This window comes from Paenibacillus sp. DMB5, assembly GCF_001517085.1.
Classification (GTDB): domain Bacteria; phylum Bacillota; class Bacilli; order Paenibacillales; family Paenibacillaceae; genus Paenibacillus_AQ.
The window spans coordinates 1-19,259 of sequence record NZ_LRAC01000108.1 but is presented as its reverse complement, the minus strand read 5'-3'; the positions used below and the strand labels follow the sequence as shown (position 1 = coordinate 19,259).

The following is a 19,259-nucleotide window of genomic DNA, read 5'->3' as shown; positions in this document are numbered from 1 at the left end:
TGCATGAGTGGTTGCCCCCCAGGCTCCAAATCCTGGTACACACAACTTACTTTACGCGATCTGATCCAGCGAAGCCAGAGGGAGTTTCCCCTCTCCTTTCTCTCATTCCCCTAATCCTTTCCGGGCTAGCCCTGACCCAAAGTAAAAATAATATAAGAAAGCTAGATAAATAGTAAGAATACCCGAATCCCCCTCCGCCTTGCTGCCCAGGCAAAGTTAATCACTCAAAATATCGCAAAACATCATGCCGAAAAACAGTTCCCCTTCTATTTTATAATCAATGTGTAGTGCTGTAGAAATATTTGCAAACGGTTTCAATCCAACGTTAGCTATTATTAAGGAGGTGTATCGTAGCGTCTGATCTACAGCAACACAGATTTCCCGGATTATACTTTTTATTGAAGGAGATTATTATGAGGAAAAAGAGCTTAATTATGTTACCCTTTGCGATCCTGCTTTCATTATTGCTGGCAGGTGTCTCCAGTGCTGATGTTACCTCAAGCTATGTGAATCCGCTTATGGGGGGCGCTGATCCTACCATTGCCAGAGCGGCAGACGGTTATTTCTATTCAGCTGCTTCAGGCGATAATAATATCACCTTGAAGCGGCATGAGACCATTCTCGGAGTATCTACTGCCAAGAGCAAAATTGTCTGGAAGAAGCCGGATAACTTCGGATATGTATGGGGTCCGTATATATATAGACTGGACAGCAAATGGTATCTGTATTTCTCATCCGGCCCGGAGACCAGCTTTGGTTACGGACATCCAAGCTCCTACGTTCTGGAGAATGCCTCTCCCGATCCGTTTGAAGGAACCTGGGTGCTCAAGGGGCAGTCTTCCAATAAGGACGAGGACGGCCAGGTTACGGTTAAGCAGGGGCTGCTGAACACAGAGGGCTTTGGTTTAGCCTGCGGTATTGTGACTATTAAAGGGGAACCCTATTTCACCTATACTAAATACTACTATTTCCCGGACCCGCAGAATCCGGGCAAAGAGAAGTTCGATGAGAGTCCGACCATTGTCAAAATGAAGAACCCGTGGACACTTGAAGGTCCCGAAGGTACGGTGGCCATGCCGACATACGACTGGGAAAAACACGGCGATAATATCAACGAAGGTGCTGCACTGATCGAGCGGAACGGTAAAATCTATTTTGCCTATTCGGCCAGCAGCTTTATGAATGATAATTATTCTGTGGGCTTATCGGTAGCGGATGCGTCCTCTGATGTGATGAAGGCCGAATCATGGGTCAAGCAGCCTGAGCCTGCCATGAAGCGTTCAGATGAGAACAGCTCCTACGGGCCGGGATCGCCCCTGTTCCTGAAGTCGGAAGATAATACCGAAGACTGGATTCTGTATCACGGTATACCGACCCACGGGCAAGGCGGCAGCAACAGAGGAATCAGAGCGCAACGCATCCACTGGGATGATAATGATTTCATCAATCTCGGCATTCCATCTAACCCCGGTACTATCCTGAACAGACCTTCGGGAGAGGAAAAAAGCGAAATTTACGAAGCCGAGGAGGCAAAGCTGTCCGGTGTTTCAAGAGTCGTCGGAACAAGCGCTTATGCTTCAGGCGGCGTATATGAAAAATTCAATAACAGCAGTGAAAATGACTATGTAGAGTTTACCGTAAACACAAAATCCGCAGGAACCTACGCCCTGGACTTCAGATACAACAACAATACGGCGGATGCTGTGTCCATGAACTTAGACGTTAACGGGCAGGCTGGCCAGGTGGTTTCCTTTACCTCTAATGCAGGCTTTGCTGCCAACTTCGATATTCAATCCGTCTATAATGTTAACCTTAACGCCGGAGTGAACACGATCCGCCTGTCCGGCATGAGCAGCTTGGCCTTGGATGCCATGATCATCAAAAGAAGTACCTTATATGAAGCAGAAAATGCCGTGCTGTCCGGCAATGCCAGGGTAGACGCAGACCATCCGGGCCACAGCGGAACCGGGTTTGTCGGCGGGCTGTGGATGTCAAATTCTGCAGTCAACTTTAAGGTCAATGCCGCTGCCGCCGGCAACTATTCTGTAAATCTGGGCTACGGCTTAGGATTTCCGGATGACAGAACCTTGACTATGTATGTGAACGGGCAAAAAATCAAGAACGTGGATTTCTTTAGTCTGGCTAACTGGGACAGTTGGGCCGACCGGTATGACAATGTTTTCCTCAAAGAAGGGGAGAATACCATCACCTATAAATTTGACGAAGGCGACACCGGTAATGTCAATCTGGACTATATCACCGTTACCGAAGCCACCACCTGGCATTATGGTGCGGAAGATGCAGTCCTTACAGACTCAGCTGACGCTACGGTCGTTTATGCCCAAGACACTAATATGGGAACCGGGTATGTAACCGGACTGTCCAATGCCGATTCCTCCGTGGGGTTTGCTGTTAACATTGAGGATGCGGCATCTTACGATGTGAAGCTGAGATATGCCCAGGAAGCTGAAGGCAAGACCTTAGGCTTATATTTGAACGGCACCTATGTTAAAAGCATTACCCTCCCTTCCACTGGCGGACTTACAATCTGGAAAGAGCAGCTTGAAACGTTAAGTCTTAAAGAGGGAAAGAACACAATCACTTACAAAAATGAAACCGATAACTCAGGCATCATCAATCTGGACAGCATTCATCTGAACAAACGGACACCTTGGAGATATCAGGCAGAGGATGCGGCCCGGACAGGAAGCCTGCAGATCGGCAAGGATCATTTGTGGTATGAAGGCAACGGTTTTGTCGGCGGATTCGAGCAAGTAGAAGATTCGCTCAAGTTCGAAGTGAACGTGCCTAATACAGCCGGCTATACTTCTACGTTGCGGTATTCCGGCTACCACCAGTCTAATATAATGATGACGATGGTTGTTAACGGACAGGAGGTCAAACAAGTCTCCTTGCTTCCGACAACAAGCTGGGATGCCTGGACCAACAGTACGGAAACCCTGAATCTCAAAGCCGGTAAAAATATCATTGAATTCGTCCGTAAAGCGGGCGATTCCGGAAGATTCAATATCGACAGCCTTACCATTGATAAGGCCAGCGGCGGTTCAATACCTTCGATTGCCGGAAAGATCATTCCCGAGAAAATGGTCAAAATCCAGCCTAAACACAGCGGAAAATCATTGGACGTGGATAGAGTATCCAGCAGTCCGCTGGCGGTCATTAACCAGTGGTCCAATGGTGACGGAAACAATCAGCTGTGGAGATTCCTGGATCTCGGCACAGGATATTACCAGATCATGTCAGTGCACAGCGGTCATGTGCTCGATGTTCTCCCCGGTTCTGCCATAGGGCAGCTATGTCAGAATACCAAAGCTACTGGCTCCATCCCGGATACACAGCAGTGGAAGCTGGAACAGGACGGCGGCTACTATAAAATTGTGAACAAAAGCAACAACAAAGTCATCACTGTGGAAATAGGCTCCAAAAATGACGGTGCAAGAGTGCTTTTAGCTGAGGATCAGGGGCTTGACAGTCAGCGCATGCAAATTGAAATCCGCAACCTCAGCCATAGTGAAATCAACGCATTCACGGAGCGGAATGAACATTATAATATCAGCTTCAATGCAGATGGCGGAAGTCCGGCACAGACGGTGGTTCAGGCTGTCTACGGTCAGCTGCTGACTGCTCCGGAAGTAACGAAGCCAGGCTATATACTGGAAGGCTGGTACAGCGATGCAGTGAAATGGGATTTCGACACCCACACCGTACCTGGTATATTGACGCTGAATGCCAAATGGACCCCTAAGAAGCTTGAGGTGCATATTGTCAGCGAAGGCTCGCTGCGTGCAGGAACAGACGGAGTGCTGCGTGCCGCCGGTAAAGGAACGGGAACCCTCTCTTACCTCTGGTATGTTGACCAGGGAGAAGGCTACGGCGAACCGGTCGGTTCGGGCGATATGCTAACGCTTTCAGCATTAACGACAGAAATGAGCGGCTACCGTTATAAGGCAGTCGTGACCGACGAAAGTGGTGTAACCGGAGAGCAGGAATATACCCTGCAGGTGCTCCCGGCTGAGGTAGAATGGATTACTCCTGCCTTTGTATTGGATCTGCCGCTGACACTGGAAGTTGTGGAGGGTGAACCCTTAACACTTCTGGTAGATACCACAGGAGATATTGCCTCTATTGAATGGGAAGTGAAGCAGGCCGGGGAGGGCGACTGGCTGCCGGTTACAACAGTTACCAGTGCGGTCTACCGCTTCACACCGGAGCTTGCAGCGGACGGAACACAGTTCCGTGTGGTCTTGACCGGCAAAGCAGAAGAGAATCCGGAACGCATCACCGGAACGGAGCTGACGCTCAAGGTTTATGCGGCACATGAACTACCTTCCGTAGATTCCTTTACGGCAACCGTCAACCCGGTAATAGAAGGAAATTCAGTAACCTTTACTGTTGTCGCTCATTCGGTATACGGGGATTTAAGCTACCGCTGGCTGAAGAATGACCTCATCGTGAACGGCGCCACCGGCAATAGCCTGACGCTTGATAAGGCTGCTGTATCGGATGCCGGTGCTTATAAAGTTGAAGTAACCAATACCCGTGTCATTGGTAACCGCCCATATACGGATGCGGTCCATACAGAAAGTATTAATCTGAACGTGAACCGTCAGCAGATAGTGCCAACTGATCCTCCGGTGACGCCGGCAACACCGCAGCCAGCCGCAACACCGGCTCAAGCCGCTACGCCGCAACCTTCGACTGCAGTGGTATCAGCGGTTCAGCTAAGCAGTCCTGCGGTGAACGGTGTAGTTACCGTGCAGATAGGGCAAGCGGCCGCGATTGAGCTTCCGTCCAATGCCGGCGAACTGTTAGGGGCCAGCTCCCTGCATCTACAAGGAGATGAAATCGAGCTTACGCTGGCTCCGGAGCTGCTGAAGCAGCTGGCTGAAGCTGTGCCTGCTGCCCAGCGCAGCGGTGCGAAAATCGTCCTTAACGCGGAGCTTAAGGCGCTGGCACAAGCTGCGCTGAAGACAGAAACAGGTGTAACCCTGCAAGGGCAACTGCTGAACTATGATCTGAGTCTGTCTTTGGCCGATGGCACCATCAAGCGCACCGGAAAATATGCCGCGCCTGTAAGCCTAAGCTGGCCAGCCAGGGATGGCCTTAATCCGAAGCTGCTGGGCCTGTATCTGTTCGGAAGTGACGGTACACTCACTTACCTGGGCGGAGCAGCCGAAGGCGGCAAGCTTATTGCAAAGCTTGACGGCAACGGAACGTACGCGCTGCTTGAGTACTCCAAGCAATTCAGCGATGTTCCGGTCACGCACTGGGCCTTTGATGCGCTGCGTGAGCTGTCTGCGAAACATCTGATCAAGGGCATCTCGGAGCAGGCTTATCAGCCTGGCCGGAATATTACCCGGGCTGAATTCGTACAGCTGCTGGCCAATGCATTACAGCTCAGCGGCAACGGCACCACTTCCTTCGCCGATGTTCCGGCAGGCGCCTGGTACAGTGAAGCGCTCTCGGGCATGGTGCAGGCCGGTCTGATTACCGGCCGGACGATGGATTCCTTCCAGCCGAATGCTGAGATCAGCCGTGAAGAGATGACTGTAATCCTGATGCGGGCGTACCGCTTACAGCATGGTAACCTCCCGGCTGGTACGGACAGCCTGTCTATGAAAGATGCTGCCAGTATCTCTGACTGGGCAGCTGAAGCAGTGGCTGAAGCAGCTTCGCTGGGCTTTGTGAAAGGACGCGCGGATGGTACCTTCGCTCCGAAGGCCTCCGCCACCCGTGCCGAAGCTGCGCAGATTCTGATGAACTATTTGCGGTAAGATATGAAGAAGGCGCCCCCCATGCAATACTTCGGGGGGCGCCTCTTTTGTATATCCTATGAGTATTTAGAAAGGCGGTTCGGAGGAATACGACCTCACAGCCTCTGCTCTGGACCGCTGGATCAAGCAGTCTAATTATCATCATCGAATAACCGCGATAAATACTCGGTATCAGCAATAGCAATAGGCGAGTTCGTTAACTAAATGGACTTTCACAGTCTTCGCCACTTGCAAATCGAGAAGCCCCTATATAAGTTCTCTGATTTACTGCTGACAATCAAGTCCCCCCATTTCATTACCCCGCCTACTTCCGCCGGAATTAAGGATTCTACAGATCCTGCGCCAGAATACCAAAAAACCAGCCGCCGGCAATCCGACAGTGACTGGTTTTTTGAATGTTTGTTTTAAGCTTCCAAGATCCCAACACTGCTGCTGTCAATCATTCCGCCGCACTCCGGATCATCTGCATAAGGGTGGCAATTTCCTGCGGGTCCTGGGTTGCCCCCAGGATGATCCACCCCTTGCACTCGCCATGTGGTCCGACATAGACAATTTCGCCGTCGATCGTTTTTTGCTTCAGGGAATTGGGTCTTGTCTTGCATGGCTCCAGCGCATACATCCAGTCCCTGGTGGCCCGTTTAGCAATCAGGGAGCGGGGATAGCATCGCAGAGAACGGATTACATAAGCAGCGGTATCCTGGTTTGCATTCACCAGCATTTCTGCCGTGAGCTCTGAATCACAATCTATCTCATTCCAATAATCACGGACCAGCGGCAGAGCAGCGAGCCCTTCTACAGGCTCCGGAACATATTGATAACAGCGGATCGGGTCCAGACGGGTCACGGTGTCGTAGACAGCACACGGATTCTCCTCCGGCGGAGCAGCGTCGCGAAGCAGCATTTTGCCCGTCGAACCGGCAGGATATAGCTTCCGCCTTCTGACATGTAAGCCCCCGCCAGTTGGATATGATATCCGTCATCCACAGGCTGGGCAATATCTGTCAGATTCCGCACCGTATCCTCCCGGAGCAGCGTTGCTGCTCCGTAACAGGTTATGATCCGAATCATTTTGTCATACACAGGTACGGCTTCATACCCTCGCAAGGGAACATTCCCCTCCAGGGTAATCTGCCGCTCATCCCAGCTCAGCCGGACCGATTCCGGCAACGCCGGAGAGTAGGACCCCGTCCCATGGACGGTTCTTACCTCATCCGGCGTGCCGAATATCTCAGGCCCTATGGCAGCAACCGCTGCATAGAAGCCTGAATCCCAGCCTGAATGCTCATTGTCTGTCAAATCCACATGCTCCGGATGCAGCAGGTACCGCGTATCGCGCTCCCAGCTGATCTTCCCGGTATCCAGCCTGAGCTCCCCGATATCCATTCCCCGCTCCAGAATCACAGTATAGATCAGTCTGCCATTGGATACGGATAACTGGTGCATCCGCGAACCGAAGCGGTCTGTCAAGACCTCCAATACAACATAGCCGCCTCCAGGCAATGCATGCGGTATACCCGGCTCCAGCTGTCCCAGCGTCAACTCGGAACTCTGCTCATTGTTCATCCGTGTGCTCTTCCCTTCCTGTTATGACCGTTCACGCCGATATGGCTCAGCAGAAACACCGGCTCCAGCTGCTCCAGGCTGGTGATCGTAAGATGCGCGCGGGCAAGCAGCTGCCCGTCACCGATCCCGATCACGCGCATTCCTGCGCGGATCGCACCTTCCACACCGGCGGCAGCATCCTCGAAGACATAGCAGCTGTCCGGAGATGCGCCGAGCTGGCGTGCGGCTTCCAGGAACACCTCGGGGTCCGGCTTCGCCCTGGTAATGCTGTTCCCGTCTACCACCACGTCAAACAGCGGCCCGATCCTTACCTTATCCAGAATCAGCGGAGCATTTTTGCTTGCCGAGGCAATGGCTGTTCTGACTCCGCGCGAATGCAGCAGCCCAAGAAAGCTGTGCACACCGGGTAATACATCGGCCGGTGTAAGCGTCTCAAGCAGCTCCTTATACCACTCGTTCTTCCGGGAGGCCAGCGTCTCCTTCTGCTCCGGCATCACATCCGTCATCCCGCCGGCACGCAGCAGAAGCTCAAGCGACTCCATACGGCTGACACCCTTCAGCTGCTCATTCTGCTCTTCGCTGAACGGGAACCCCAGCTCTTCGGCCAGACGCTTCCAGGCCCGGTAATGAAATTTCGCGGTATCGACGATGACCCCATCCAGATCAAAGATGGCCGCCTCAAATGGTTGTACCTGCAACGGAATCCCCTCCATACAGCTTGTGAACTTCATAAGTATCCGGAGTAACCGTTACCCGGTAGCGTTCGCCCCGCCAGGCCAGCGGGAAGCTTAGCTCCCCCCAGCCCTCAGGCAGCCGGGGCTGCAACTCAATGCCCTCACTCCACATCGCACTCTTCAGACCGGCAAAGCCGTACACGATCAGCTGCCACAATCCGCCGCAGTTAGCGATATGAATCCCTTCAGCGGCGCCTTTCTTCTCCACGGAAAGATCAATAGCCATCACCCGCTGCAGGAAATGGGCTGCAGTTTCCTTCTGGTTCAGCCAGGAAGCTATAATGCCGTGCACCGCCACGGACAAGGAGGAATCATGCGTTGTGATCGGCTCATAATAATCATAGGCAGCCTGCAGCTGCTCCTCTGTGAATTCCTGAGGGAACAGCAGCATGAGTTCAAGTACATCCGCCTGCTTCAGCGCCTTGGAGCGGTAATTACGCTCCTGGGAGATGAAATGGCCGAAGGGTCTGGATCTGTCAGTCCAGATGCTGGCAAAATCTAAATCTGCATATGAAGCGAAATCATCCGATTGCGGAACAAGCTCCGTCCCGCTGTCATACGCAGTCTCAGTTTCTCCGCCGTATGCCGGAAGAGCTCTCGCTCCTCCGGACCGAGACCCAGCCGTTCTGCCGCAGCCGCGTAGCTGTCCGGCTTACAACCCTGCAGGCTGTCCAGACAGGCAACGGTCTGCTCCAGGCTGAATTTGACCATGCGGTTGGTGAAGGCATTGTTACGGGTTAACGGCAAATATTCGTCCGGTCCCATAACGCCGAGCAGCTCGCAGATTCCCTCCCGGTTCCAGTCCACCCGGCCGCACCAATAGCGGGCCGTCTCCACCAGCATATCAATTCCATACTGCTCCAGAAACGCTTCATCTCCGGTAGCCCTCACATAATGATACAAAGCATACACCACATCCGCTGTTATATGAATTTCATGGTCTGCATACTGCCAGTTCGCACACTGCTCTTCGCCGCTTATCGAGGACTCCCAGGCATAACGCGCTCCCCGGTATCCATATTTCTGCGCGTTCCGCTTAGCGCCTTCCAGTGTATTGTAGCGGAACAGCAGCAGATTACGGGCGGCCTGCGGATTGGTGTGCAGGAAGAAAGGCAGCAGGTTGATCTCTGTATCCCAGAAATACCTGCCGAAATATGCCTCACCGGCATAGCCCTTGGCACAGATTGCCACCCGGGCATCCCGGGCCGCATTCGAGCGGATCAGATGATAGAGAGAGGCGCGGACACTTAATTGCGCGTGATCATCGCCTTTGATGACGACATCGGCCTCCTGCCACTTACGCTTCCAGCTCTCCGCATGCCTGTGATACAACTGCTCGCAGCCCAGACTCCGTGCACGGCTCAGCTCTATAAACGCCCTGCTGCGCACCGTCCCTTCCTCCGGATCACGGTCCGTTGTTACTGCGGTAAGCTTGCTGAGCGTGAACCGGTTCCCGGCCTGCAGCCTGCATTCCCCGCGCAGCGCAGCCATCAGCGGGGTATGCTCCGCCTGCCAGCTTAGCGCCTCTGAGGTTTCCAGCGCAGCGTGCATGAAGATCTGATTGCCCTCCTCCGTCAGCGTCTCCAGGGACAGGCTGCCTTCGGAACCAGCCGACGGGATGATCCGTGCAAAGTGATTCATCCCATTGGTCCGCACATCCGCCCGGAGGGTTGCTTTTACCTCAAGTTGGCCTTCACCCGTTAAGACCTCGAGCTGAACCTGCTGGATGCTTAGATGAGTATCCGCCATGCTGAGGTACCGGCTATAGGTACACTGAAGCTGCATACCCTCTTCCGTCTCCCAGAGGAAGGAGCGGTGAAGACTTCCATCACGCAGATCAAGCCAGCGGCTGTAGCCGCTGATCCGTGAGCGGTCCATATCCAGACGCTCGCCCCCGGAGCGGAATTCAAGTCCCAGGAAATACGGGAGATTCACAATCTCCTCCTTCAGCAGCGGATGCTGCCCGACTATGCCCGGGATATAGGTTCCCTGCTTGGACTTCGGGTGCCGCGGCTTCTCCAGCGTGACGTTGTCGGGAAAGCGCAGATACTCTTCATCCTGAGGAGCATCGCTGCATCCCTCCTCAAAGCTTCCGCGGACATGCATATAGCCGTTCCCCTGGGTAAACAGCCCCTCATAATGCTTGTGCAGTCCGGCGTGGTACCCGTTTTCCTGCAGGCACCACAGATTATCCTCATTCATCTGCCATCCTCCGATTCCTCCGGTATATTCCCTTTCAGCCCTCCTCCGGTTCATCATCCCTTAACCGCACCCGCAGCAAGACCCGAGACCACCTGCTCCTGAAGCAGGATATAGACCACTATACTTGGGATGATGACGACCATCGTGGCCGCGAACATGACGCCGTAATCACTGGCAAACTGGCTTTTGAAATAATAGAGAGCAAGCGGCAGTGTCCGGCTTTGATTGCCTGTCGTCAGAATGATCGCGAATTGGAATTCATTCCAGCAGAGCAGGAACTGCATTACACCCGCCGTACCGAAGCCCGGTTTCGAGATCGGCAGAATTATCCGGAAGAAGGTCTGGATGAAGCTGGCTCCATCCAGATAAGCTGATTCTTCCATCTCCTTCGGGATGGTCAGGAAATAGCTGGATAGAATGTACAGCGAGACCGGCAGCCCAAAACCGGTATACACGATAATCAGGCCGATCAGCTTGTCATACAGCCCAAGCGTGTTAACTGTCAGATACAGCGGCTGCAGCATGGCTGCGCCAGGGATCAATAAAGACAGGGAGAACGCGGCCATCAGCAGCTTCTTGCCGCGGAACTGGAAACGCGCCAGTACGTAAGCAGCCATTCCGAGGAGCAGCAGATTGAGTAATGTCCCGAAGATCGCAACGATCACGCTGTTAATGTAAAACCGGGAAATCGGCGCTATTTTGAAGGCCATTGTATAATTTGAAAAGCGGAAGCTGCTTGGCCAGCCAAGCGAATTCGTCAGAATCTCGGCATTTGTCTTAAAGGAAGCCAGCAGCACCCACAGGAACGGGCCCAGCGACAACAGGACGATCAGCAGCACAAAACCATATTTAAGTACAGACAAACCTTTTTTCAACATTCTCACCCCATCCGCTCCATTCAGTTTTGGGAGCTGCCTATTCTGAACAGATTTCGGCACAGCAGGACAAAAATCAAGCCAAAGCCGATTAGGAAGACACCCACTGAATTGGAGTAACCGAAGTTGTTATCCATCAGGGCGGTCTTGTAGATATAAATGGGCAGGTTCATGGTCTCATTACCGGGCCCGCCGCCTGTCGTCATCAAAATAATATCCATCTTCTGCAGCATGCTTGTGCCGGACAGAATAACGCAGGTGCCGATAATATTGCGCAGCATCGGAAGGATGATGTACAGATTGATTTTGAAATTGCTGGCCCCATCGATACGTGCGGACTCATACAGGCTTTCAGGAATCGCCGCGATTTCGGCCAGGATCAGAATGGTAACCACTGCTGCATAGGGCAGCCAGGTCATGGTGACAGAGAAAAAGGCGGTGGAATAATCCATGAACCAGTTCTGGGAGTAATCCGCATTGCCAAACATACGGACAATGCTGTTCACCGCTCCGAAATCAGGATTAAGCATACACAGGAACAGCATACCTACAGCTGCCCCTGAGATGATGTTGGGAAACATGTACACCGTCCGCGCAAACTTCCAGTAGAACTGCTTCATACTGAGAATTACTGCGAATAGGGTCCCGATGGCGACATGAATCGTGGACTGGAGTGCAACCCAGATCACCGTATTCAGCGCGCTTTTGCGAAAATCGGAATCGTCCGTAAACAGCTGGATATAGTTGGCGAGACCATTAAATACAGGACTTCGTCCCGCTGACCATTCTGTAAAGGACGTGCCGAACAGTATGACAAGGGATACGGCATAAACAATGATAAACAGTGCCACGGTGGGCAACAGGAAAAGCGCGATGTACCCTTTATTTTTCCTAACCATCCATAGGGTCCTCCCCAATCTTAAGCTTCTATTTATTTATTTTTGGCAGCAATATCCGTCAGTTCCTTAGCAATCTCTTCTGCGGTCGCCCGGCCGGCTGCCAGCTTCGGATACAGGTTCTTCCAGGCATCGGTTACGTTCGGGTAGACAATGGAGTCCAGTGTCCGGTAATGAAGCTGCGTCTTTTGAGCAATTGTGATCGCTTCAACCATGATCGGGTATTTCTCTTTAAGGGCATCTGATGGCTGAACTTCACTCGATACCGGCATTACGTTACCGTATTCGAGCGCAATGGTCTGCCCTTCAAGCCCGGTTTTGAACTTGATGAATTTCTCAGCGGCATCGCGGGTTTCCGGCGTCTGGGCTCCAATCATATAGCCAACCTCATAAGTGGAGATCAGGCTGTTGTTCGGATATGCGGCAACACCTACTTTTTTATCGAACCCTTCACTGGATTTGGCCGGATCGCTGAAGTCTCCAATCATCCAAGGCCCGTTGGCAATCATCGCCGCCTTGCCCTGGCTGAAAGCATTCGCTGCATTGGCATAGCCCGCACCAAGCGCATCCTTGGTCGTATACTTCTCCAGCAGCTCTTTCATCATGTTAAGAGCCTTGATCATTTCCGGTGTATTAAAGTCGGTAGGATGCAGGGTATTCATGAAGGCTTTGCCGTTCTCCCCGTTTGTACCGATCATGGCGGCGAGCAGCAGGTTGGACGTCCAGGCGTTCTCCCCGGTCATCAGCGCAAGCGGCACGAAGCCCGCAGCCTTCAGCTTCTCGTTGTTGCTCATGAATTCATCCCAGGTCTCAGCCGGCTTGATGCCTGCCTTATCGAACATTTCTTTATTGTAGAAGTAGCCGATATTCTGCTTCTGGTCACTGATGGACCAGACCTTGCCGTCCCGGGTATTGGAGGCAATGGCATCATCACCTATCGCCGCTTTCCATTCCGGGTCCTTGTCTAAATAGTCATTGAAAGGGGTTGCAAGATTTCCTTTGATCAACACATCATTAATGCCGTCCTTACCCATAACGACATCAGGCACATCACCGGAGGCTGCCAGAATCTTGATCTTGTCAACGTATGCGGCATCACTTGGAATTTCTTCGACCACAACTTCAACTTCATCACCGTATTTTTCATTGAACTGCTTAATCTGTTCTTCTTCCATCTTGGCAGACGCATGGGTGCCGACACGGAACGTAAGATATGATATCTTCACCGGTGCCTTGGCCGCAGGAGTAGCATTTCCTGAGCCGGAATTTGCCGCTTCTCCGCTGTTTTTAGTTGAGTTGTCTGAGCCGCAGGCTGATATAGACACCGCCAATAGCAGAGCGCTGGCCAGAGTAAGGCCCGTTTTGTACAATGGTTTTTTCAACTTAAATCCCCCTTAAATAATGATGGCCTGATTCAGGTGCGGAACCCGGACGGCCAATTACAGTTGTTTACAGCTCTCATTGTAGAACAAAGATAAATCCGATAGAATTCGTTTTTCAGCATGATCTTTTATAATATCTTGAGCAAATACCGCAGGGCGGCAGAATCATTGAAAGGGTTTTCAGTTTTTTTTAACTCTTTGTCGTTATCTTTACCACATGGCCGAAAATGGACGGATTTCGCACTCTCCGGGTATTCGCCGCCAATAAATGATTATATAATGGCCTTACTAAAGTATCCCTACCAAGGAGCAAACAGCATGTTCAAACCACAGATTCTGCGCCGGCTCACCCTTCGCCCGTTTTCCGGTTTCATCTCCCGTATTCCGGTCAGGAACAAAATTGTAATGATCATCTTCCTTCTCATTCTGCTGCCGATGACGTTTGCAGGCTGCTATTTCTATTGGAGCATCTCCCAGATTCTGACGCGCAATGCCAATGACAATTTGTCCCTTCTGATCCGCCAGACCAACGATAATATTGCGAAATCCTTTGAGATTATTGATAATACCTCCCTGCATTTCCTTTCCAACAAAATGGTAAGAACCTGGTTGATTGACGACGTATCGCTGGGCGATGATTTTTATAAAGACTTCACCAATAAGACCGGACTGGAAGACGATCTGAAATACAGCCTGATGTTCAATAATGCCTGGAACTTCAGTCTGCTCTCTACCGCTTATGTATTTTTTGATTCCAGCAACTATGTATCTGTACTAAAGTCTCAGCCTAATATTGAACAGGTGAACAAAAATAATCTTGCAGTCTACCAATCGGTGAATGAACGGATGGTACGGGGAAAGGAGATTATCACCCCAAGCCTTGCAGATCCTACCCTCTACTTCATACGGATTGTATCTAATATCAACCTTCCCGAGCAGCGCCTGACGCTGATCTTCGGTACGAATGAAGCAGATTTAGCCCAGGAATATTCCGGGCTGCTCACCTTCACGGGTGCCAAGGCCTACATTATTGATGATCAGGGAATGATCTATTCCAGCGCCGATAAGCAGGAGTTAGGCTCTATTATCTCTTCGGATATGCTGGCTCTGAAGGACAACACTGAGGTAAGAGAAATCAGGCTCAATCAGGAGACCTATCTGGCGGCTTCCCGCAGCATCGGCACCACCGGCCTTACCTTTATTGCAGGCATACCCAAGAAGCAGGTACTCTCCAAATTATCCGGGAGCATGCACAATTACATCTGGATCATCACTCTGATTGCTGTTGTATCGCTTGCCGCCGGAGTCCTGCTGTCCCTCCGGTTTACCCGGATTATCCGTGATCTGCTGCGGAGTATCCGTAAGGTCAAGAATGGGGATTACAACTCAAGAATGCCGGTCTTCAAAGATGTGGAGCTCAATCAGCTCAGCAGCACCTTTAACAATATGACAGATGAGATCAATTATCTCATTAAGGAAGTGTATGAGAAGCATCTGCTGATTAAGGATTCGGAAATCAAGTTTCTGCAGGCCCAGATGAACCCTCACTTTCTGTTTAATACGCTGATCACAATCGGCTATAAAGCCAGGCTGTCCAGAGATGAGACCGTTTACAAGATGGTAACCTCCCTTACTGAGCTGCTGCAGGCGAGCATTTATTCCAACAGCCTGGCCAAAATCCCGATCCGGCAGGAGCTGGATTTCATCCGCTTCTATTTGTATCTGCAGAAGGAGAGGTTTGAAGATAATCTGGAGTATACGATTGAAATCGAGGATGAAGCCATACTGGATCTCCTGCTGCCCAAGCTGAGCGTCGAGCCTTTGGTGGAGAATGCTGTAGTGCACGGTGTCGAGAAAAAGCTCGGCAAAGGCCGCATCCATATCCGCATTTACCGCGAAAACGAATCGGTTTATTTCGAAATCACGGATAATGGCACCGGGTTTGAGCATGTTCCACGGGACTGGAATAATTTCGAGAACCTGACGATACGCAAACAAGGCCATAACAACATTGGTCTGATCAACACGCATAAACGGGTCAAGCTGATCTACGGCGAGCCTTACGGCATTGAGATCGAGAGCGACTTTGGGGCCGGCTCCAAGGTAACCCTACACATACCAACAGATCTGGGGGAACAACCGTATGTATAACGTCATGATTGTTGATGATGAGCCTGTGATCAAAAAAGGACTGCAGTGTTTCATTGATTGGAGCATCCTTGGGTGTGAAGTCGTCTGCGAGGCCTCCAACGGGATGGAAGCCGTCGAGCTGCTGGATTATTATGAGATCGATATTATTGTAACCGATATCCGCATGCCGGGAATGGATGGTCTTGCATTGTCAGATTATGTACACCGGAATTCTCCGCAGACCAAGGTGATCATTCTTACTGCCTTCGCGGATTTTTCCTACGCCCAGACCGCCATTCAATATGAAGTAGTCGATTTCGTGGTCAAGACCAATCCTACAGAGCAGATTCCCCGTGCAATTGAAAAGGCAACCCGGCTGCTGGAAAAAGAGCGGGAGCAGATGCAGAAGGTGCGGCAGCTCGAGAGCAAGCTCAACGATAATCTGTCCGAAATCAGTGAGAAATTCCTGAAGGAAGCGTTGGGGGGCCTGATCACTGATGAAGTAAGTTTGCTCAGCCGCTCCAGAGAACTGGGTCTAGAGCTCAAGAACTATTTCGGGGTCTATATGGAGATTAAGGAAATACCAGAGTCCCATGCGAAGACAAATGACCATCACCGGTTCCTGGCCTCCATCCGTCAATTTCTTGCACATGCCTTCGGGGAACGCCCTTCTTATATTATGCCCATGGAAAAAAACACCCTGCTGGCGCTTGTCTCCATGGACGGCAGCAATGCATCCGTCTCCACTCAAACGCTACTTACAATCAGTAACGAAATCCTCGCCATGGCCGAGAACTTCAGGCAATATCATGTCAATATCGGCATCAGCCTGATCCACCGGGATGTCCTGTCGCTAAGGGAGGCTTATCTTGAGTCAAAGGAGGCGCTGCAGGGCAGCTTTTATAATGATAATTATGTGGCTGTATATATGCCTTACACGAGCAAGACGCTCACACCCGGAGCTCCGCCCCATCACGCCGCCGAGCAGATAGCCGGACATCTGCAGCAAGGCCAGAGCGAGCTGGCTATTCAACAGCTGGACCAATTACTTGAGAATTACCGGAGCACCAAAGAGCCGATTGAGAATGTAAAAGTAGCCTGTCTGCTTATCGGTTCCTACTGTTTCCGCCTGTTGAGCACAAGTACGCCGTTCGCACCGGAAATGGAGGAGAGCCAGTCTGCGGTGTACAAGCAAATCCAGGAGAGCAAGAGCATTCAGCTGTTAACAGACATCCTTAAGCGTTTGATCCAGAGCTGTTCCAGAGCAATAGCTCAGAGTGACACACAGCCCAATTACATCGTTATCGAATGCCAGAAGTATATACGGGAGAATTATAACCAGAACCTGAATCTGCAGATCATTGCCGATCATATCCACATCAACAGCAGCTATCTGAGCCGGCTCTACAAAAAGGTAACTGGTGAGTCCATCATCGATGTAATCAACAAATACCGGATTGAAATGGCCAAGAAGCTCCTCCGGAATCCGGCCAGTAAAGTGTTTGAAGTCGCAGAAGCCGTCGGAATTGAGACTCCGGCCTATTTCACCCATGTGTTCTCCAAATATACAGGCATGAGTCCCAAGGAATACAAGCTGAATTATTCACAGACTGAATTGGGCTAAAAAACACCTGGAACGCAAGGCAACAGACGCAAAGCAGCGGTCCTCCTGACATCGGAGAACCGCTGCTTTGTAGATGATTACAGGTATTCTACGCCAGTCCGGTCAGCCTGCTGATCACAGCAGCGCCCTCGGCACGGGTGGCTTGGGCATGCGGCCTATAGCAGCCGCCGTCCGACATGCCGGCTATGAGGCCTGCAACTGAGCTACCGCCACCGCATCAGCGCCCCAGCCCGCAATGCGCGTGCCGTCGGTGGACCTCCGGCCGTATCAGGCACGGAAGCTGACTACGCCGGGACTCCAGCCAGACTGTTAATATTCTCGTACGCCCAGCGGTCCGCAGTACCCGTGAAGGCGTTCAAGTGTCTTCCGCGCCCTGGAGAAAATAAGTGGATTCGGTGTTTCATTCTATGGATCATCAGTTTCAGAATAATTAAGTGCTCTTTTTCCCACTGAATTCTGAGAAACAAGATTCCCAGAATAATAAAAAAGTTCATTAGATATAAAATCTAATGAACTGTTGATGTTAAAATAATGGCGCGCCCTGAGAGATTCGAACTCCCGACCTTTTGATTCGTAGTCAAACGCTCTATCCAGCTGAGCTAAGGGCGCAAATATTGGAGCGGACGACGGGAATCGAACCCGCGACCCTCGCCTTGGCAAGGCGATGCTCTACCGCTGAGCCACGTCCGCACACGGTATGTACTTCTGCAATTCTATGGGCTTGTCACACCCTATAAAAAAGTATTAATGGCGGAACCGACGGGATTCGAACCCGCGATCTCCTGCGTGACAGGCAGGCATGTTAGGCCAACTACACCACGGTTCCAAAAAATCAATTGCGGGGGCAGGATTTGAACCTGCGGCCTTCGGGTTATGAGCCCGACGAGCTACCGGGCTGCTCCACCCCGCGTCAGTAAAAAATATATATGGTGGAGGCTGAGGGGATCGAACCCCCGACCCTCTGCTTGTAAGGCAGATGCTCTCCCAGCTGAGCTAAGCCTCCATGTAAGAAGCAACTTAATGATCTTACCATGGATCCATTATAATAGCAAGCTTTATTTAAAAGTAATGGTGACCCGTAGGGGATTCGAACCCCTGTTACCTCCGTGAAAGGGAGGTGTCTTAACCCCTTGACCAACGGGCCTAATCAACAATGTTGTTTGTGACAACAAAAAATATTATATCATATATAAATATGAATAGCAATATACTAATCTATATTTTATGAGAGCTTACGAAACCTCATGTAGGCTTAAGGGGCGTTTGCAGCTGGTATGTGGAAAACCTCCATGTCTATCCCCACGTCTCTTTCTATGTCTATGTCTATCCGTATGTCCTACGTCCGCTGAGGCACCTATAGTTCCGCCGCTCTACATAGTCCAGGAGCCTCCAACTTTTCCTATTGATCCTAACGGACTCCAGAGCCCTTATTTCCCCTAGAACAGGCTCACCGGGTAACGGACTGTACCGCTCTTATCATCACTGCAGTAGCCTACTTTTGGGGAGATTTCCGTAAATAAGAGCACTGGTGTCCGTTAGAAAGTAAAAACATCACTTTTGCTGAAAATAAAGGCTGCCTCAGTCCGTTAGAGATAAGAGAGCAGCTTCAGAATTTTTCTAGCAATAATCATGTTAGTCACGTAAAACCTGTTTAGACACTTGTTACCACTAAGACAGCATATATGTTGCCATTTCCCGAGCATAATATTTGGTTAATTTACAACGTAAACAAAAAACCACCGCTGTTAATCAGCAGTGGTCTTAAGTGCTTGGCGGCGTCCTACTCTCCCAGGACCCTTCGGTCCAAGTACCATCGGCGCTGGAAGGCTTAACGGTCGTGTTCGGGATGGGTACGCGTGGAACCCTTCCGCTATCGCCACCAAACATGATTTTTCGAAGCTTACGCTTCTCGAAATCGCTGCAGAAAATATCAAACCATCGGTTTAACATCCTGCCAGGCTTGATCACCTGAAAACTGAATCCGAAACGAATCTGCGATTTATTTATTGGATAAGCCCTCGACCGATTAGTATTGGTCAGCTCCATGCATTGCTGCAC

At 51.1% G+C, this 19,259-nt stretch carries 11 protein-coding genes, 6 tRNA genes, 1 rRNA gene and 1 pseudogene; 3 read left to right on the top strand and 16 right to left on the bottom strand.

Annotated features, from left to right (window positions below):
- The first annotated feature begins 413 nt into the window (after positions 1 to 413).
- Complete coding sequence (locus AWJ19_RS34040; RefSeq protein WP_082707841.1) at positions 414 to 5,795, top strand: CBM35 domain-containing protein; 5,382 nt, start codon at positions 414 to 416, stop codon at positions 5,793 to 5,795.
- 439 nt (positions 5,796 to 6,234) lie between these two features.
- On the opposite strand, the gene AWJ19_RS34755 is transcribed toward AWJ19_RS34040, so the two are convergent.
- The 9 genes and pseudogenes from AWJ19_RS34755 to AWJ19_RS11490 all read right to left on the bottom strand — a co-directional run bounded on the left by AWJ19_RS34755 (position 6,235) and on the right by AWJ19_RS11490 (position 13,447).
- Positions 6,235 to 6,696 carry a hypothetical protein gene (locus tag AWJ19_RS34755; protein ID WP_128083577.1) on the bottom strand — a complete coding sequence of 154 codons (462 nt, stop codon included), beginning with the start codon at positions 6,694 to 6,696 and terminating at the stop codon, positions 6,235 to 6,237.
- Positions 6,636 to 7,358 carry a DUF4432 family protein gene (locus AWJ19_RS34750; RefSeq protein WP_068723831.1) on the bottom strand — a complete coding sequence of 241 codons (723 nt, stop codon included), beginning with the start codon at positions 7,356 to 7,358 and terminating at the stop codon, positions 6,636 to 6,638. The genes AWJ19_RS34755 and AWJ19_RS34750 overlap by 61 nt, the downstream gene beginning before the upstream one ends.
- Positions 7,355 to 8,056, bottom strand: a complete 702-nt coding sequence (gene pgmB / locus AWJ19_RS11510; protein WP_241781700.1) for a beta-phosphoglucomutase — start codon at positions 8,054 to 8,056, stop codon at positions 7,355 to 7,357. The genes AWJ19_RS34750 and pgmB overlap by 4 nt, the downstream gene beginning before the upstream one ends.
- On the bottom strand, positions 8,037 to 8,204 hold the full coding sequence (locus AWJ19_RS36500; protein ID WP_241781702.1) for a glycosyl hydrolase family 65 protein: 168 nt from the start codon (positions 8,202 to 8,204) through the stop codon (positions 8,037 to 8,039). Before AWJ19_RS36500 ends, pgmB begins: the two co-directional genes overlap by 20 nt.
- 96 nt (positions 8,205 to 8,300) lie before the next feature.
- Positions 8,301 to 8,582, bottom strand: a pseudogene (locus tag AWJ19_RS37265) (glycoside hydrolase family 65 protein); the annotation flags it as partial.
- Between the two features lie 8 nt (positions 8,583 to 8,590).
- Positions 8,591 to 10,294: a glycoside hydrolase family 65 protein gene (locus AWJ19_RS11505; protein ID WP_198536544.1), complete on the bottom strand. Its 1,704-nt coding sequence runs from the start codon at positions 10,292 to 10,294 to the stop codon at positions 8,591 to 8,593.
- 53 nt (positions 10,295 to 10,347) lie between these two features.
- Positions 10,348 to 11,172, bottom strand: coding sequence for a carbohydrate ABC transporter permease (locus tag AWJ19_RS11500; protein WP_082707840.1), 825 nt, complete (start codon positions 11,170 to 11,172; stop codon positions 10,348 to 10,350).
- 20 nt (positions 11,173 to 11,192) lie between these two features.
- Positions 11,193 to 12,068: a sugar ABC transporter permease gene (locus AWJ19_RS11495; protein ID WP_068723827.1), complete on the bottom strand. Its 876-nt coding sequence runs from the start codon at positions 12,066 to 12,068 to the stop codon at positions 11,193 to 11,195.
- Positions 12,069 to 12,100: 32 nt separating this feature from the next.
- Positions 12,101 to 13,447, bottom strand: coding sequence for an extracellular solute-binding protein (locus AWJ19_RS11490; protein ID WP_068723826.1), 1,347 nt, complete (start codon positions 13,445 to 13,447; stop codon positions 12,101 to 12,103).
- Positions 13,448 to 13,765: 318 nt separating this feature from the next.
- Here AWJ19_RS11490 and AWJ19_RS11485 point away from each other — a divergent pair, with 318 nt between their 5' ends.
- On the top strand, positions 13,766 to 15,598 hold the full coding sequence (locus tag AWJ19_RS11485) for a histidine kinase (protein WP_068723824.1): 1,833 nt from the start codon (positions 13,766 to 13,768) through the stop codon (positions 15,596 to 15,598).
- Complete coding sequence (locus AWJ19_RS11480; protein WP_068723822.1) at positions 15,591 to 17,201, top strand: response regulator; 1,611 nt, start codon at positions 15,591 to 15,593, stop codon at positions 17,199 to 17,201. Before AWJ19_RS11485 ends, AWJ19_RS11480 begins: the two co-directional genes overlap by 8 nt.
- A 532-nt stretch (positions 17,202 to 17,733) precedes the next feature.
- Here AWJ19_RS11480 and AWJ19_RS11470 read toward each other — a convergent pair.
- The 7 genes from AWJ19_RS11470 to rrf all read right to left on the bottom strand — a co-directional run bounded on the left by AWJ19_RS11470 (position 17,734) and on the right by rrf (position 19,085).
- A tRNA-Arg gene (locus tag AWJ19_RS11470) sits at positions 17,734 to 17,810 on the bottom strand.
- Positions 17,811 to 17,816: 6 nt separating this feature from the next.
- Positions 17,817 to 17,891, bottom strand: a tRNA-Gly gene (locus tag AWJ19_RS11465).
- Positions 17,892 to 17,949: 58 nt separating this feature from the next.
- Positions 17,950 to 18,027 (bottom strand) — tRNA-Asp (locus AWJ19_RS11460).
- A gap of 10 nt (positions 18,028 to 18,037) precedes the next feature.
- Positions 18,038 to 18,111: transfer RNA gene (locus AWJ19_RS11455), tRNA-Met, on the bottom strand.
- A 17-nt stretch (positions 18,112 to 18,128) separates the two neighbouring features.
- A tRNA-Val gene (locus tag AWJ19_RS11450) sits at positions 18,129 to 18,204 on the bottom strand.
- Between the two features lie 66 nt (positions 18,205 to 18,270).
- Positions 18,271 to 18,345: transfer RNA gene (locus tag AWJ19_RS11445), tRNA-Glu, on the bottom strand.
- Positions 18,346 to 18,968: 623 nt separating this feature from the next.
- Positions 18,969 to 19,085: ribosomal RNA gene (gene rrf / locus AWJ19_RS11440) — 5S ribosomal RNA — on the bottom strand.
- Positions 19,086 to 19,259: the final 174 nt, after the last annotated feature.